General features: G+C 52.6%; 11 protein-coding genes and 1 rRNA gene. 8 read left to right on the forward strand and 4 right to left on the reverse strand.

What is annotated here, in order from left to right:
• The 3 genes from K2H17_RS03315 to serC all read right to left on the reverse strand — a co-directional run.
• Positions 1-68, reverse strand: a 16S ribosomal RNA gene (locus tag K2H17_RS03315); the annotation flags it as partial.
• A 970-nt stretch (positions 69-1038) separates the two neighbouring features.
• Positions 1039-1959, reverse strand: coding sequence for an NAD(P)-dependent oxidoreductase (locus K2H17_RS03320; RefSeq protein ID WP_300131390.1), 921 nt, complete (start codon positions 1957-1959; stop codon positions 1039-1041).
• 17 nt (positions 1960-1976) lie between these two features.
• Positions 1977-3047, reverse strand: a complete 1071-nt coding sequence (gene serC / locus K2H17_RS03325) for a 3-phosphoserine/phosphohydroxythreonine transaminase (RefSeq protein WP_300131393.1) — start codon at positions 3045-3047, stop codon at positions 1977-1979.
• A 590-nt stretch (positions 3048-3637) separates the two neighbouring features.
• Between serC and K2H17_RS03330 the strand changes: the two genes are divergently transcribed.
• From K2H17_RS03330 to K2H17_RS03340, 3 genes are read left to right on the forward strand one after another with little or no spacing between them, the layout of a single operon-like run.
• A complete protein-coding gene (locus K2H17_RS03330) occupies positions 3638-4765 on the forward strand; it encodes an efflux RND transporter periplasmic adaptor subunit (protein WP_300131416.1) in 1128 nt (375 codons plus the stop codon).
• A 4-nt stretch (positions 4766-4769) separates the two neighbouring features.
• The gene (locus K2H17_RS03335) at positions 4770-7877 is read left to right on the forward strand and encodes a multidrug efflux RND transporter permease subunit (protein WP_300131396.1); all 3108 of its coding nucleotides are present in this window, start codon (positions 4770-4772) and stop codon (positions 7875-7877) included.
• Entirely contained in the window at positions 7874-9262 is a 1389-nt protein-coding gene (locus K2H17_RS03340) for a TolC family protein (RefSeq protein ID WP_300131398.1), read from the forward strand. Before K2H17_RS03335 ends, K2H17_RS03340 begins: the two co-directional genes overlap by 4 nt.
• Before the next feature lie 69 nt (positions 9263-9331).
• Here K2H17_RS03340 and K2H17_RS03345 read toward each other — a convergent pair whose 3' ends face one another.
• Positions 9332-10639 (reverse strand): replication-associated recombination protein A, encoded by a 1308-nt coding sequence (locus tag K2H17_RS03345; protein ID WP_300131401.1) that lies wholly within the window; start codon positions 10637-10639, stop codon positions 9332-9334.
• A 292-nt stretch (positions 10640-10931) separates the two neighbouring features.
• Here K2H17_RS03345 and K2H17_RS03350 point away from each other — a divergent pair, with 292 nt between their 5' ends.
• The 5 genes from K2H17_RS03350 to K2H17_RS03370 all read left to right on the forward strand — a co-directional run bounded on the left by K2H17_RS03350 (position 10932) and on the right by K2H17_RS03370 (position 16384).
• Complete coding sequence (locus K2H17_RS03350; RefSeq protein WP_300131403.1) at positions 10932-11180, forward strand: hypothetical protein; 249 nt, start codon at positions 10932-10934, stop codon at positions 11178-11180.
• Between the two features lie 16 nt (positions 11181-11196).
• Positions 11197-12171 (forward strand): substrate-binding domain-containing protein, encoded by a 975-nt coding sequence (locus tag K2H17_RS03355; protein WP_300131405.1) that lies wholly within the window; start codon positions 11197-11199, stop codon positions 12169-12171.
• 202 nt (positions 12172-12373) lie between these two features.
• Positions 12374-13999, forward strand: a complete 1626-nt coding sequence (locus K2H17_RS03360) for a tetratricopeptide repeat protein (protein ID WP_300131407.1) — start codon at positions 12374-12376, stop codon at positions 13997-13999.
• A gap of 294 nt (positions 14000-14293) precedes the next feature.
• Entirely contained in the window at positions 14294-15961 is a 1668-nt protein-coding gene (locus tag K2H17_RS03365; RefSeq protein ID WP_300131410.1) for an AMP-binding protein, read from the forward strand.
• A 27-nt stretch (positions 15962-15988) separates the two neighbouring features.
• Positions 15989-16384 (forward strand): acyl-CoA thioesterase, encoded by a 396-nt coding sequence (locus tag K2H17_RS03370; RefSeq protein WP_300131413.1) that lies wholly within the window; start codon positions 15989-15991, stop codon positions 16382-16384.
• The last annotated feature ends 100 nt before the right edge of the window (positions 16385-16484 follow it).

Raw genomic sequence — 16484 nt, forward strand, 5'->3', positions numbered from 1 at the left:
CCCTCGACTTGCATGTGTTAAGCCTGTCGCTAGCGTTCATCCTGAGCCAGGATCAAACTCTTCGTTGTTGTCTATTTTATTTTTCTTTTCTTCTTATTAATATAAGAGCAAGTGAAAACTCAAGACGTTTTGTTCTGTTTCTTTTTGCTTTCACAGAAACCGACTCTTCAATGAGAGTTGACAAAGAGTAAACTCTTTGTCGTTCCTGACTGACCTTCGGTCTATAAACGCCGGATTTGGAAATTGACAGAGATCGCTTCTTCTACTTCGAGTAGAAGAGTTGACTCTTGTACTACTTCGTTATGTTGCAAATATTTCAATGTTCTCTTTTGCGCTTTCTCGATCGCCGTAGCGTTTAGCGGAAAACTTTGCAAAGGTACAACCCTTATTTGAATCTCGCAAATTTTTCTGAGATTTTAACTTTTCTTAAGATTTGAGCAGCGAACCGTTCGTACTCCTAACTTGTTATCATCTCTTAAGCTCTACCGCCGTAGGCCTTGCTTCTCAAAAGCGAGTGCAAAGGTAGACATTTCTCTCATTCCCTCCAAATTTTCATGGGTATTTTAACAGATTTTTAACAGTTAAGAGCCATTTTGCCTACTTTTGAGGCATTTTCAGGCTAATTTCAAGCCTTCAGACGCATATTAACAATAATCCGACATTTTTGCCATCAGCATGAAATAACAGTGCAGAGCAATAAAGAATTTTCAAAAAAGCCACGTTTAATCCCCCTTTACCCTACAAGACTTCGCTCTTTTTTTTGCGATCAATTGCCAAGCAAGCCGATAAAAAAATCGCCCACCACCAAAGAAAATTTTCACTTTATAGCCATTCGTCCAAATACACCTATTATATATAGGGGATTTTTTGCGATTTACTCCGAAAAAATCTCGGCGACCACGCGACAGCTCCAATCAAGACTCTCAGACAAGAGCTCAGGATTCCACAACAACACTAAAAAAAGCATCCTCCCGGTCTCAGATTGCAAATTCACAATCTGAGACCGGGAGGAATTGCGTGTATGTGTACTGAATATTATTATTTATTCACGCGGAAACGCTGTTCGCCTGTTGTCAGGAAACTGATCACCTGGCGGGCAGCTGCGATGCCTGCGTTGATATTGGCTTCGGAAGTCTGTGCTCCCATTTTCTTAGGAGTAAAGAACACACGGTCGCCAAAACGCTCCTTGATCTCAGCAGCGCGTTCGGGAGCCACATCGGCAGCATACTTGAGGTCAGCACGTTCGTCAAGCGCACGGATCAGACCTTCCTCATCAATAACCTCCTTGCGGGCAGTATTGATCAGCAAGCCTCCCTTAGGCATTGAAGCGATGAGATCATAGCCGATTGAATTACGGGTCTCAGGAGTGGCAGGGATATGGATCGAAACCACTTTATTCTGACGATAAAGTTCCTCGACAGAGTGGACAGGAGAGACTCCGGCTTCCTTCATGACATCATCAAGGCAATAGGGATCCAAAGCCGACACACTCATTTCAAAGCCGCGGGCAATGCGGGCCACGTTACGGCCTACCTGACCGAAAGCCTGGATACCGAGAGTCTTGTCCTTAAGTTCAGTTCCCGAAGTGCCATTATACATATTGCGGCACATCATTACCGCCAGGCCGAATACGAGTTCGGCGACAGCATTTGAATTCTGACCGGGAGTGTTCTGCACGCACACGCCGCGAGCCGTAGCGGCTTCAAGATCGACATTGTCATAGCCGGCACCTGCACGAACCACAACTTTCAGCGAAGGAGCGGCTGCGAGCACTTCGGCATCGACCTTATCACTGCGGATAATCAGAGCATCAACAGTAGCCACCGCGTCAAGAAGCTCCTGACGTGAGGTATATTTTTCAAGAAGCACGAGTTCAGCGCCTGCCTCTTCGATCACTTTTCTCATACCGTCCACAGCCACGGCTGCAAAAGGCTTTTCAGTTGCAATAAGAACCTTCATAATCTAAGTTTTTTTGATCAGTGAGCCTTTTCAAAATCATTCATCGCATCGACGAGTGCCTGAACGCTTTCGATCGGAAGCGCATTGTAGAGCGAAGCGCGGAAACCGCCTACCGAACGGTGGCCCTTGATGCCGACAATGCCACGAGCGGCACAGAAGTCAACGAATTCTTTTTCAAGTTCCTTATATTCGGGAGTCATGACAAAAGTGACATTCATGATCGAACGGGAGTCGGGATCAGTCACTGTGCCCACAAACATCTTGCTTGCATCAATGGCCTCATAGAGCAGAGCTGCCTTGGCAAGGTCGCGTTTTTCCATTTCTTTCACGCCGCCAAGCTCCTTGTAGTAGCGGAGAGTCTGAAGTGAAGAAAACACGGGGAGTACCGGAGGAGTGTTGAACATCGAACCCTTCTTGATATGGGTGCGATAGTCAAGCATTGTCGGGATCTGACGGTCGACTTTACCGAGGGCGTCCTCCTTGACAATGACGAGAGTGGCACCGGCGGGACCGAGGTTCTTCTGAGCGCCGGCATAGATGAGATCATACTTGGAGACATCGACCGGACGAGAGAAGATATCCGACGACATATCGGCGATCACAGGCACCTTCACATCAGGATCCTTGCGGAGTTCGGTGCCGTAGATGGTATTGTTGGTTGTAATGTGGAAATAATCAAGATCTTCAGGCACTGTATAATCCTTCGGATAATAAGTGTAATTGGCTTCCTTTGAAGAAGCGAGGACTTCGACTTCACCGAAAAGGCGCGCTTCCTTGATGGCATTGGCAGCCCATGTACCGGTATCGAGATAGCCGGCTTTCGAACGCAGGAAATTGAACGGAGCCATGCAGAACTGGAGGCTGGCACCACCACCGAGATAAAGCACATGATAGCCTTCAGGGACATCGAGAAGTTCCTTGACAAGCTGCTGGGCTTCATCCATTACAGCGACAAATTCCTTGCCGCGATGTGACACCTCAAGAAGTGAAAGACCGGTATTGGCAAAGTTGATAATCGCATCGGCAGTATTCTTGATAGTGTATTCACTAAGAATAGAGGGGCCGGCGGAGAAATTATGCTTCTTCATAACTGAAAAAATGGGATTAATGAAAGTTTGCGTGATCAAAAAAATCGTCAGTTGCGAGACCACAACCTTCGACCCCGCAAATATAGTGAATTTTTCAATCCTCCAAACATTAAGTGCATGAAAATATAGAAATTTTTCCGTAATTACATTATTTTCGACTACTCTCCCGCCTTTTAACCTATTTTTACACCGCGAAAACAGACTCTTCCAGCCGATATATGCCATCCATTGACATATTCGTGTTGTCTATTGGCACTTTGTTTGACGGATACTCACAATTGACTAATTTTACTAACAGGAGCCCGTAACGCAAATTCAGGCTTTTACCATATTAACACTTTGAACTTTTTTTAATGCACAAATGTTAATAAGGAGATTTAGAGTTTGTTTAACAACCTCTTAGTTTTCATCCAGTGCAATTTAATTCAACACAGAGTAGGTAAATGAATTTCAATCACATCAGCAAATCAATCGGTTCGAAATTAAACACCGGATTCAAATCAGCCAAAAAGCATACGCCTCACAGCAAGAAAGCATGGCTGGTCATAGCTCTTATAGTCCTGATCATCGCTGCGGGACTTTATTTCCTCATGCGTCCGAAACATCAGACCTCCCCTCTGCCTATCGTGGAAGTTGAAACCGTCAGGACAGGCAATGTCAATATCTATGGTGAATACGTCGGACGAATCAGAGCCCAGCAGTTTGTCGAGATCCACGCCCGCGTTGAAGGCTACCTTGAAAGTATGCTCTTCAAAGAAGGATCGTATATAGAAAAAGGACAGACTCTGTTCATCATTGACCCACGTCTTTACAAAGCCAATGCCAATAAAGCACGCGCTCAGCTCAACAAAGCACGCGCTCAGGCTCAGAAAGCCAAACGCGACTTCGAACGCATCAAGCCTCTCTATGCCCAGAACGCAGCCTCACAGCTCGACCTGGACAACGCGACCGCAGCCTATGAAAGCGCCAACGCCGAAGTCACCGTCAGCGAAGCCGACCTCACCCAGGCCGAACTGACACTCGGCTACACCCGTGTGTCGTCTCCGATTTCCGGCTACATTTCAGAACGCGTGGCCGACATCGGCACCTGGGTCGGCCCGTCAGGAGGCAAATCGCTCCTTGCGACAGTTGTCAAAAGCGACACCGTCAGAGTCGACTTCTCCATGACCGCCCTTGACTACCTCCGAAGCAAAGACCGCAACGTCAATCTCGGTGGCTCAGACTCCACTCACAAATGGAATTCATTCGTGACAATCACGCTCGCCGACGGTTCGGAGTATCCCCACAAGGGACTTGTCGATTTCGCCGATCCGCAGGTCGATCCGAAGACCGGCACATTCTCCGTCCGAGCCGAGATGCCTAACCCGGACCACAGCCTTCTGCCGGGCGAATTCACAAAAGTCCGTGTGCTCCTTGACGTCCGCGAAGAAGCCATCGAAATCCCGTCTAAAGCCCTCATCATCGAAAAAGGCGGAGCCTATGTCTATGTCATCCGCCCCGACAGCATCGCCGAAAAGCGCTTCATCGAAACCGGCCCTGAGGTCGGCAACTCGACCATTGTCGAACGCGGCCTGGCCAAAGGCGAAAAAATCGTTGTTGAAGGCTACCACAAACTCTCCCACAACACAAAAGTAAATCCCGTTCCGGCACCAGCCCCCGAAAGCGGAAAGACATCCGATTCTCCGCAACCGGAAGCCGTCAATGTAAAGGAGGAGTAAGCCTATGAAAAAAAATTTCTTTCTTGACCATCCCGTATTCTCGATAGTCATCTCGATCGTGATTTTCATCGTCGGCGCAATCGGACTGACACTCCTTCCGGTCGACCAATATCCCCAGATAGTCCCGCCGGTTGTAAAGATCACAGCATCCTATCCCGGCGCCGACGCGCAGACTGTCACACAGGCCGTCGCAACCCCGATCGAGCAGGAACTGAACGGAACGCCAGGCATGATCTACATGTCGTCATCCAGCTCCAACTCCGGTGGTTTCACAGCTCTGGTGACCTTCGACATCGACACCGATCCGGAACTCGCTGCCGTCGACATCCAGAACCGTGTGAAAAAAGCCGAGTCACGCCTCCCCGCGGAAGTTGTCCAGAACGGCATCTCTGTCTCAAAAGAAACGGCAAACAGACTGATGACCATCACAATCCAGTCTGCCGACCCGAAATTTGACGAAATCTACCTCAGCAACTACACTACCCTCAACATCCTCGACCCCCTGCGCCGCATCCCCGGAGTCGGAAGCGTCAGCAACGTCGGCAGCCGCTATTACGCCATGCAGATATGGGTAGCCCCCGACAAACTTGCCGACCTCGGCCTCACCGTCAAAGACATCCAGAACGCCCTCAAGGACCAGAACCGCGAATCAGCCGCAGGCGCCCTCGGCCAGGCACCCGCAACCGATATTGATGTCACAATGCCGATCATCGCCCGCGGACGCCTCTCGTCTGTCGCAGAATTTGAAGACATCGTGCTCCGCGCAGGCTCCAACGGCTCCCTTATCCGGCTCAAAGACGTGGCCCGCGTCTCGCTCGAAGCCTCAAGCTACTCGACCGAAAGCGGCATCAACGGAGGCAATGCCGCCGTGCTCAACATCAATATGCTCCCAGGCTCCAACGCCATGGAAGTAGCTGAAGCCGTAAAGAAGGAAATGGAGATCATTGCCAAAAGCTTTCCGGAAGGGATCAGCTATGACATTCCCTTTGACATGACCACATATATCAAAGAGTCGATCCACCACGTCTACCGGACATTTTTCGAAGCTCTGATCCTTGTGATCCTCGTGGTCTTCCTGTCGTTGCAGAACTGGCGCACAACTCTCATCCCGATCATTGCCGTACCGATCTCCCTGGTCGGCACCTTCGGAGTCATGCTCATGTTCGGATTCTCGCTGAACATGCTGACACTCCTTGGCCTGATCCTTGCGATCGGCATCGTGGTCGATGACGCCATCGTCGTCGTGGAAAACGTAGACCGAATCATGAACACCGAACGCCTGTCGCCCTACGAAGCGACAGCCAAAGCCATGAGCAACCTCGGAGGAGCCCTGATCGCAATGTCACTGGTTCTCTGCGCGGTTTTCATCCCTGTGAGCTTCCTTCCGGGCATCACCGGACAGCTCTACCGACAGTTCACCATCACCATCGCAGTATCGGTCATCATTTCGACCATCGTCGCACTGACACTGTCACCCGTAATGTGCGCCAAACTGCTCAAGCCGACCAACGGCAGGCGCCGCCGGGCCAGAATCTTCCGCCTGATCAACATCTGGCTCAACCGCGGCAACAAATTCTACGGACGCACCATCATGCGCGCCCTCTCCCATCCCCGCCGGATGTATGCGGCCTTCGGACTCGCTCTCGTTTTCATCTACATGATGAACTCCCTGATGCCACGAAGCTTCATGTCACAGGAAGACCAGGGCTACTTCACGGTAGAACTTGAACTTCCCGAAGGCTCCACCATCGAGCGCAGCCGCGAAGTGACCGAAAGGGCAATGGACTATCTCATGCAAGATCCAGACGTGCAATATGTCCTGAACGTGACCGGATCATCGCCGCGAGTAGGCACCAACCCGGCCCACTCCCAGCTGACCGTAATTCTCAAACCCTGGGATGAACGCACGTCCGGCAACATCGCCGAAGTCCGCCAGCGTATCCATGAACGCCTCTCTCAGTATCCCGAAAGCAAGGCCTACATCTTCTCGCCGTCGATCATCCCCGGTTTAGGCAGTTCAGGAGGCTTCGAGATGGTTCTTGAGGCCAGAGGCGATGCTACTTATTCTGATCTTCAGAACGCCGTCGACACTCTGCGCCACTACGCGGCAATGACCCCGTCCATCGCCGATCTCTCGACATCAATGCAGGCCGACATACCGCAGCTATACTTCGATGTCGACCGAGACCGCGCCAAGATGCAGGGCATTCCGGTCAGCGACATTTTCTCGACCATGAAAGCCTTCACTGGCTCGATCTATGTCAATGACTTCAATATGTTCAACCGCATCTACCGCGTCTACATCCAGGCCGAGGCCCCCTACCGCTCACGCCGCGACAACATGAACCTCTTCTTCGTCAAGAGCGCCGACAACACAATGGTGCCAATCTCCTCTCTCGGAACCTCCCATTTCACAACAGGTCCCGGCACCATCGGGCGCTTCAACATGTTCAACTCCGCCACTATCTCCGGCGAAGCGGCCCACGGTTACAGCACCGGCGAAGCCATGGATGCCCTTGAAAAAATCGTCAGAGAGAAACTGCCTGAGAACATCGGCGTCGAATGGAGCGGCCTTTCCTATCAGGAACGCCACGAAAGCAGCAGCACCGGTCTTGTACTCGGCCTGGCCCTGCTCTTCGTCTTCCTCTTCCTTGCCGCACAGTATGAAAGCTGGTCAGTGCCCCTTGCAGTAATCCTCTCCCTGCCGATTGCAGGAGTCGGCGCCTACCTCGGCATCTGGATCTGCGGACTGGAAAACAATATCTACTTCCAGATCGGACTGGTCATGCTCGTAGGCCTTGTGGCGAAAAACGCGATCCTCATCGTCGAATTCGCCAAAGAGGAAGTCGAAAAAGGAGCCGACGCTGTCCATGCGGCCCTGACCGCCGCCCGCCTGCGCTTCCGCCCGATCGTCATGACCTCACTGGCCTTCATGCTCGGCCTGCTCCCGCTCCTCTTCGCCTCAGGCCCCGGATCGGCTGCCCGACGCGACATCGGCACAGGCGTATTCTTCGGAATGCTTGTAGCAATCACGATCGGCATCGTGTTCGTGCCCTTCTTCTTTGTTGCAATCAACAAATTCACAACCCGCAAACGCTCTCTGAAAAAATGAAACGACTGCTTCCGCTTATCATCACCATACTGGCCCTCACCGGCTGTTCAGGGACCAAAAATCTGATCCCCGCAGACGTCGACATGCCCTCGTCCTACATGCCGGAACTGGAGACTGACACCGCGTCGATCGCCGATCTGACATGGTGGGAATTCTACGCCGATTCAACCCTCACTCGACTGATGCGCCTCGCGCTCGACAACAACCGCGACCTGCTCAAAGCAGCCGCCCGTGTCGAACAGATGCGTCAGCTCTACGGAATCGACAAAGCCAATTTCTTCCCCGAAGTCGGAGTTCTCGTCGGCGCCAGCCATGAGACCAACAATTACAATGGATCCGGAACTACCAAAGATCCTGAATATGACCTCAAACTTCCGATCAACTGGGAAATCAATCTCTGGGGCTCGCTGTCTCAGGCAAAAAAAGCAAGCGCCGCCCGCTTCTCGGCCTCCGTCGAAGACTACCGGGCAATGCGCATGACAATCATCGCCGATGTCGCTATGGCCTACTACCGGCTGATAGCCCTTGACAACGAACTCTCGATTGTCCACCAGACAATGGCCACACGAAAACAGTCGCTCGACCAGGCAAAAATACGCTACGAAGGCGGTCTGACATCTGAGACAGTCTATCAGCAGGCCAAGGTTGAATACTCGACAGCCGCCTCACTGGTCCCGAATCTCGAACGCCAGGTCACCGTAGCCCGCAACGCTCTGACCCTCCTGCTCGGCGAGTATCCGCGTGAGATTTCCGAGCGTGGAGATCTTGCACTCAATGTGACACTCCCCGCTAAACTCCCCGCCGGCATCCCTTCGACCCTCCTCCAGCGCCGCCCCGACCTGCGGGCAGCCGAACAGAGGCTGAAGGCCGCAATGGCTGATGTGGGTGTCAGCTATGCCGACCGCTTCCCGCGGCTGCGTATCGGCCTGACTCCCGGATTCGAGAACGAAAGCCTTGACAATTTCTTCAAATCACCGTTCACCTACGCCATCGGCTCGATCACAGGCTCAATCTTCGACTTCGGACGGAAGAAACGCAAATACCAGGCGGCCATAGCCCTCTACGACCAGTCGCGCTACGACTATGAAAAAGCCGTAATCCAGGCTTTCACCGAAGTCAACACCGCTCTGGAAACATACCGCCAGGTCCAGCAGACCCGCACTCTGAAAGTCGAGCTCCGTGACGCTGCCGTCAAATACGTCCAGCTCGCCCATCTGCAATACCGCGGCGGAACCCTCAACTATATTGACGTCCTTGACGCACAGCGACGCTACTTCGACGCACAGATTGGTGTCAGCAATGCCATCCGCGACGAATATCTCGCGCTGATCAACCTTTACAAAGTCCTCGGCGGAGGATGGTCAACCGACTCGAAAGCAATCTGAACATAGCGGAAGGGTGCCAGGTCATCGCAATTTCTGACCTGGCACCCTCCAATTTTTTTCACAGACATGTCAGCTCTGCTGCTCCGATGATGTTCCGGCGCCGCTCCCCTGCTGCCACCGCTGGTTCTGCAAAGCAGCATAACGCATCTCCGCCGGATTGTCACAGGGCTGCCACAGAGGCCGGTGACCCAACTGGTCGGGCATGAACTGCTGGACCACAAAATTTCCCGGATAATTGTGGGCATACTTGTAATCTCTTCCGTAGCCCATATCCTTCATCAGTGAAGTCGGGGCATTGCGCAGATGCAGAGGGACGGGCAGATCTCCGGTCTCCTCCACGAGCTTCATGGCATTGTGCAGCCCGACATAAGTCGAATTGCTCTTTGCCGACAATGCGAGATAGACCGTACACTCTGCCAACGGGATCTGCCCCTCCGGAAAACCGAGCTTATGAATAGCCTCAAAAGTAGCATTGGCCAGCAGCAGCGCATTCGGATTGGCGAGGCTGATATCCTCGGCAGCTAAAACAAGCAGACGTCGGGCAATGAACTCCGGATCTTCACCGCCGCGTATCATTCGGGCAAGCCAGTAGAGCGCCGCATCCGGATCAGATCCGCGGATGCTCTTGATGAAAGCCGAGATAATGTCATAGTGCATTTCGCCGTTCTTGTCATAGGCCGACGGATTTTCCTGAAGCCGGTCTGTCACCACCTTGTCATTGATCACCACAGGCTCGCCCTGCGGAGTCGACTGTTCGAGCAGATCCAGGATATTGAGCAGTTTTCTTGCATCGCCCCCTGCAAAACGGAAGAGAGCCGTGGTCTCCTGAACCTCTACGCCGTGAGACTGCAAAGCGCTGTCGCCGGCTATCGCCCTTTCGAGCAGATGCTGAAGATCAGCCTCCTCAAGCGGGCGCAAGGTATAGACCTGCGCGCGCGACAGCAGAGGTCTGATCACCTCGAACGACGGATTTTCAGTCGTAGCGCCGATCAGCGTCACCACCCCGCTCTCAACCGCCCCCAGCAGACTGTCCTGCTGGGCCTTGCTGAAACGATGGATTTCATCAATGAACAGGATCGGACGGCCGCCGGTAAACATATTCATCGCATCTGACTTGCACCGCTCGATGATCTCACGCACCTCCTTAACTCCGGCGCTGATCGCCGAAAGCGTATAGAAGGGGACATTCACCGAATTGGCTATGATCCTTGCAAGCGTGGTTTTCCCGACTCCGGGAGGTCCCCAGAGGATGAATGAAGAAACTTTGGCTGACTCGATCATGCGGCGCACAACTCCACCCTCGCCGACGAGGTGGAGCTGACCGATATAATCATCTAATGAGCGCGGACGCAGGCGCTCGGCAAGTGGCTGGTTCATGATGATGCAAATTTAGTAAATTACCGCCACATTTCGCACACTTCCCCTCTTTCCCTTTACAATCCTACACCTATTATATAATGTTAAAGGTTTTAAAATTCCGTCTGAGCTTATGCGGATTAAGATTTTTTCATTAATTTTACAGCGTGAGTTTGCAGCCGCCCACACCGACAAGCACACGAAGCCGTTTCGGGTCACTCGAACTTTCACCGACAATAATTGTTAATTTATTATCCGGCGAAGCTCCGACTTCCCCGGCAATTTCAAGAATTAACGTTTAAACTATAAAGCTATGAGTGCTCAGCGAACACCGACCGGAACTCCTGCTGCGATGCGCAACATTTTCGGAATCATCATGATAATTATCTACGTTGGCGTAGGTATCCTCTTTTTCTGCGGCTATTTCGACATCCTCTTCCCGACCTGGAAATGGGTCCGTTGGGCCGGCGGCATCATGTTTACGCTCTACGGTCTGTGGCGCGCCTACCGTCAGTTCAAAGGCATTGACCCAGGCTACGGCAATGACCGTGACGATCAGTAAAAATATTTGACAACCTATGATCAGATCAAAGAATTTCTTAGCCGTCATAACGGCTCTGAGCTTTCTTGCCGCCCTCAGCGGATGCGGCAAGAAAGCGTCCATGCAACCTGACCCGATGGCCAAAGTTGCATGTGATGAATCATTTGAAAACATCATCGAACAGGAGATCAACGTCTATGAGTACATCTATCCCAAAGAAGATGTGCTCGCATATTACCTTCCTGAAAACACCTGCATCGACTCCATCATGGCCATGCAGGGCGTGAAGTGCGCCGTCACAACCCGACCGCTGACCGAAAAAGAAGTCAGCTTCCTGCGCAGCAACAAAAAAATCGTCAATCAGAAAAAGATCGCGGTCGATGCTCTGGCAATCATCGTGAACCCCGAAAATCCGGTCGAGATACTCTCCAAAAAGGAGATAGCTGAAATCCTTTCGGGCGAAGTGGCCCGCTGGGATCAGGTCGAGCCATGCAAACTCGGCGAGATCGACGTCATCTTTGACCACCAGGGATCGTCGACCGTAAAATTCATGCGTGACTCCATTCTCGGCGGCAGACAGTTCGGCCCGAACGTCTCGGCGGTCAAGACCAACCCCGATGTGTTCAAGGCCGTGGCTGAAAACAAAAACGCGATGGGTGTCATCGGCGTAAGCTGGGTGTCGAGCGACATGCAGGGACGCCATCAGTCCGTCGAAGAGCTTGCCCAGGCCGTTGAAAAGAGCGACACCACCCAGCTCTCGTTCAACTCCGATGTCAAGGTCCTCAAAATCCGCGGCAACGACGTTGTGGCAGCCTACAAGCCATACCAGGCCTACATTTTCGATGGATCCTATCCCCTCTACCGCTCGGTCTACATGATCAGCACAGCCCCCGGAGGCACGATAGCCCACCGTTTCTTCAGCTTCGTCACAGGCTTCCAGGGCCAGAAGCTCATACAGATGACAGGCATTCTCCCCGCAACAGTGCGCCCGCGCATGGTGGCGCTCGAATAGCCCGCCATCAGTCTGACATCCGGAATGACAGTCACAAAAATTCTTATCAATGGAAAAATAAACCGGCGGCTTCCACGTTAGTCTATCAATGACAGACACACACAACCCGACCGCCGGCTGACTTCCAGAACAATTCCGCAGGACTTAAATCCCTGACAACAGAACTAAAAAAATTAAATATACATTATATAGTAAACCAAAAATGAAATTCCGTACCATCTTTTCCCTCGTACTTGGAGGGTTTGCCCTTGCTGCTTCTGCACAGGGAGGCTATCAGGATGGCGTTGACTACTACAACGCCGACCGCTTCGAGAAGGCAAAGACAATCCTTGAGAAAACGCTCAATGATCCTTCGACTGACAAAGCTGTATCTTACTTCTACCTTGGATCACTTGACCTGCGCGACGGCAACATCGCCGCTGCCTCCGAGAACTTCCAGAAAGGCGTACAGGCAAATTCAGCCTATGGCTACAACTATGTAGGCCTTGGTGAGATCGCTCTCAAAAACGGCAACAAGTCAGAAGCTGCGGATCTCTTCAAGAAAGCCCTTGAGACAAACAAGAAAGACGCAGCCCTCATGGCCGCTGTCGCTCGCGCTTACTTCAACGTTGATCCTACTCTCTATAAGAAAGAAATAGACAAGCAGATCGCAAACGCGATGAAGGTGTCGAAAAATAAAGAACCCCAGATCTATGTGCTTCAGGGCGACATGCTCAAGACAACTGACGTAGGTGCCGCTGCCGGTCGCTACGAACAGGCAATGATCTACGACGAAGAAGCAGGCAACATCAACCCCGAAGCCTATGTGAAGTACGCCAACCTCTACAACAAGGCCAACCCTGACTTCGCAATCACCAAGCTCGTCGAACTCAACGAGAAACTCCCCAACTCAGCACTTGCCCAGAGCGAGCTTGCCGAAAAATACTACGACGGCAACCAGTTCACCAAAGCTGCCGAGCAGTATGGAAAATATATCAAGAACCCCAACCACTTCCAGGGTGACGAACAGCGCTACTCAGGCCTGCTCTACTTCGGCAAGAGATACGATGAATCTCTCGAAGTAGCAAACCAGGTGCTTGCAAAAGACCCCAACAACGAGTACATGCAGCGCATGGTGATGCTCAACAAGGCCGCTCTCAAAGACTTCACCGGTGCTGAAGAAGCTGCCAAGAAGCTCTTCTCTCACACCGATGCCAAGTTCACCGCCACCGACTACACCACCTACGGTGACATCCTCGGCGAACTCAAGCGCCCTGAAGAAGCTGTCGCAGCCTACACCAAGGCCTACGAGCTCAACCCCGAAAAGAACAAACAGATCCTTGCCAACATCTCTTCAATGTATACCGACCTCGAAGACTATCAGAAGGCCGCCGAGTACATGCAGAAATATGTTGACGCAGGTGAGGCTTCGCTCAACGACTACTTCATCCTCTCGAACCGCTACAAAAACCTTGGCGTATCGCTCCCCGAAGGCTCTCCCGAACGTGTCGAAGCCGCCAACAACGGTATCAAGTATGTCGACATGGCTATCGAATCTGCCGCCAACAAAGGCCCGCTCTACCGCAACAAAGCCACACTCATGATGGTGCGTGACGGCGCGGAAATCACCCCCGAACTCGTCGAGACCTATCAGCAGATGCTCGCCGCCTACGACGAAAATCCTGAAAACAAGCAGAAATACCGCGACGCTTACAAGAGCGCCTACAACAACCTCGCCAACTACTATCTCAAAGCCGGCGACAAGGATCAGGCCCGTGCCTACTTCGAGAAGTTCCTCGAAATCGACCCCGAAAACGAAGCTCTTCGCGAATATCTCAAAAAAATGTAATCGGCCCCGGCCGCTAAACCATAAGGGAACATCAGCCCGACAGCCGCTCGGCCTCGGACGATCCTGAATGACAAAGGACGCACAGTGTACCGTCAGACCGTACACTGTGCGTCCTCTTTACATCCTGACATGATCCGAAAGCACTAATTTGCATATTCGGGTGATTTTTAGTTACTTTGTGAATAGATTGCCCACCGGACAGCAAGGGGCAGCCTCAAAGTGTCCGATGACAGAAAACAATGAATTGTCTGTCAACGTTATATGGATAGCATTCCATTCACAGCAAATTTATTTATGAACAACGAGAATCTTTTGCAGATATACGCCTCCGGTTTCCGGAAAAACTGGGAACTGCCGGCCCTTACGGAATTCGGCTCGGACCAGACAATGACCTATGCCGACCTTGCGAGACGCATCGCAGCCCTGCACCTGCTCTTTGAGGAAGCAGGCATAAAGCGAGGCGACAAAATCGCAGTCATGGGCAAGAATTCCTTCGGTTGGGTAGTGGTTTACATGGCCACACTCTCCTACGGTGCCGTAGTCGTCCCTGTCCTGCATGATTTCAATGTTCAGGATGCACAGCACATCATCAACCACTCCGAAAGCGTGATGCTCTTCATCAACGAAAGCATCTTCGACTCTATGGAGTTCGAAAAGATTCCGGCTGTCAAAGCGGTCCTATCCCTTGACCGCAGAGCTGTGCTCGCCGAACACCCGACCACCAACCATGTGGTCGAGAAATTCCTCGCCCGCCTTCCGCTGAAAATGCGCCGGCGCTATCCCCACGGTTTCACCACCGCCGATGTGGACTACCCTGAGATCAGCGAGGACTCACTGGCCGAGATCAACTACACCTCCGGAACCACGGGATTCTCCAAAGGAGTCATGCTCTCCCTTGGCAACCTCGGCGGAAATGTCCGCTTCGGAATCCGCTCCAAGCTGCACTATCGCGGCTCACGGGCACTCTCATTCCTCCCCCTGGCCCATGCCTACGGCTGTGCGTTCGACATGCTGACACCTCTGGCCGTCGGGACCCACGTGACCATCCTCGGCAAACTCCCGACTCCCAAACTGCTGCTGAAAGCCTTTGCGGAAGTCAGACCGAACCTGATCATCTGCGTCCCCCTGATTCTCGAAAAAATCTACCGCAACAAACTGCGCCCGATCATCGAGAAACCCTCCATACGACGCGCGCTGAAACTTCCCGGACTCAAGACTCTCGTCTACCGCAAGATCCGCAACAGTCTTGTCGAGGCTCTCGGCGGAGAATTCGAGGAAGTGATCGTAGGCGGCGCACCCCTCAACAGCGAAGTCGAATCCTTCCTCCACAAAATCAGATTCCCCTTCACAGTCGGCTACGGCATGACCGAATGCGGACCGCTGATCAGCTACACCCCCTGGCGCCGGTTCATAGTCTCCTCGTCAGGCCGCACGCTGCCAACGATGGAAAGCAAGATCGCCGGCAGCAGCAACCCCGCCGAAGTACCCGGCGAGATCTGCGTCCGAGGCGAAAACGTCATGATGGGCTACTTCAAGAATCCCGAAGCCACTGAAGCCGTGCTCGATGCGGAAGGATGGCTCCACACCGGAGATATGGGTACCATTTCCGAACGCGGGACAATCTTCATCCGTGGCCGCTACAAGACTATGATCCTCAGCGCCAACGGCCAGAATATCTATCCCGAAGAAATCGAGGCCAAGCTCAACAACATGCCTTACGTCTCTGAAAGCCTCGTCGTCGAGCGCGGAAAACACCTCGTGGCTCTCGTCTACCCCGACTACGAGGCTATGGACCGCGACAAGATCCACAACGAGAAACTGCCCGAACTCATGGAGCAGGTCCGCACCGATCTCAACCGCATCGTGGCCCCCTACGAGCGCATCGACCGCATCCAGCTGATTGCCAACGAATTCGAAAAAACGCCTAAAAGATCAATCAAACGTTATCTCTACAACGCATAAACGCGCGCTCGGCGCATCTTGTGAACCATGATTTATGAACTGACCATCAAAGTCCGTGACTACGAAGTAGACTCGCAGGGAATCGTCAACAACGCAAACTACCTGCACTACCTCGAAATCACCCGACATGACTTCTGCGAACACGCAGGCACCTCTTTCCGCGAAATGCAGCAACACGGCCTGGACCCGGTCGTGCGCAAGATTGAGATCGAATATCTCTCGTCGCTCACCCTCGGCGAGACCATGATCTCACGTCTGAGCATGGCGCGCCACGGTGCCCGTTTCGTCTTCACTCAGGACATCTACAACGCCGAAACCGGCGCCCATGTGGTCCACGCGATCGTAACAGTGGTCTGCCTCGAAAACGGACGCCTGTCACGCGGCGATCTGCTTGCCGAAGCCTTCCGCGAATACCTCGACTGAGCGGAAACCCGTTCCGACAACTCCTCAAGACCATCATTTCACCTGACAACTCCCTCCCCACACCCCACCCGCCAATGGAATCCCTCGTAAGCCGGATAGC

The organism is Duncaniella sp. (assembly GCF_029054785.1).
In the GTDB taxonomy this organism is placed as follows: Bacteria; Bacteroidota; Bacteroidia; order Bacteroidales; family Muribaculaceae; genus Duncaniella.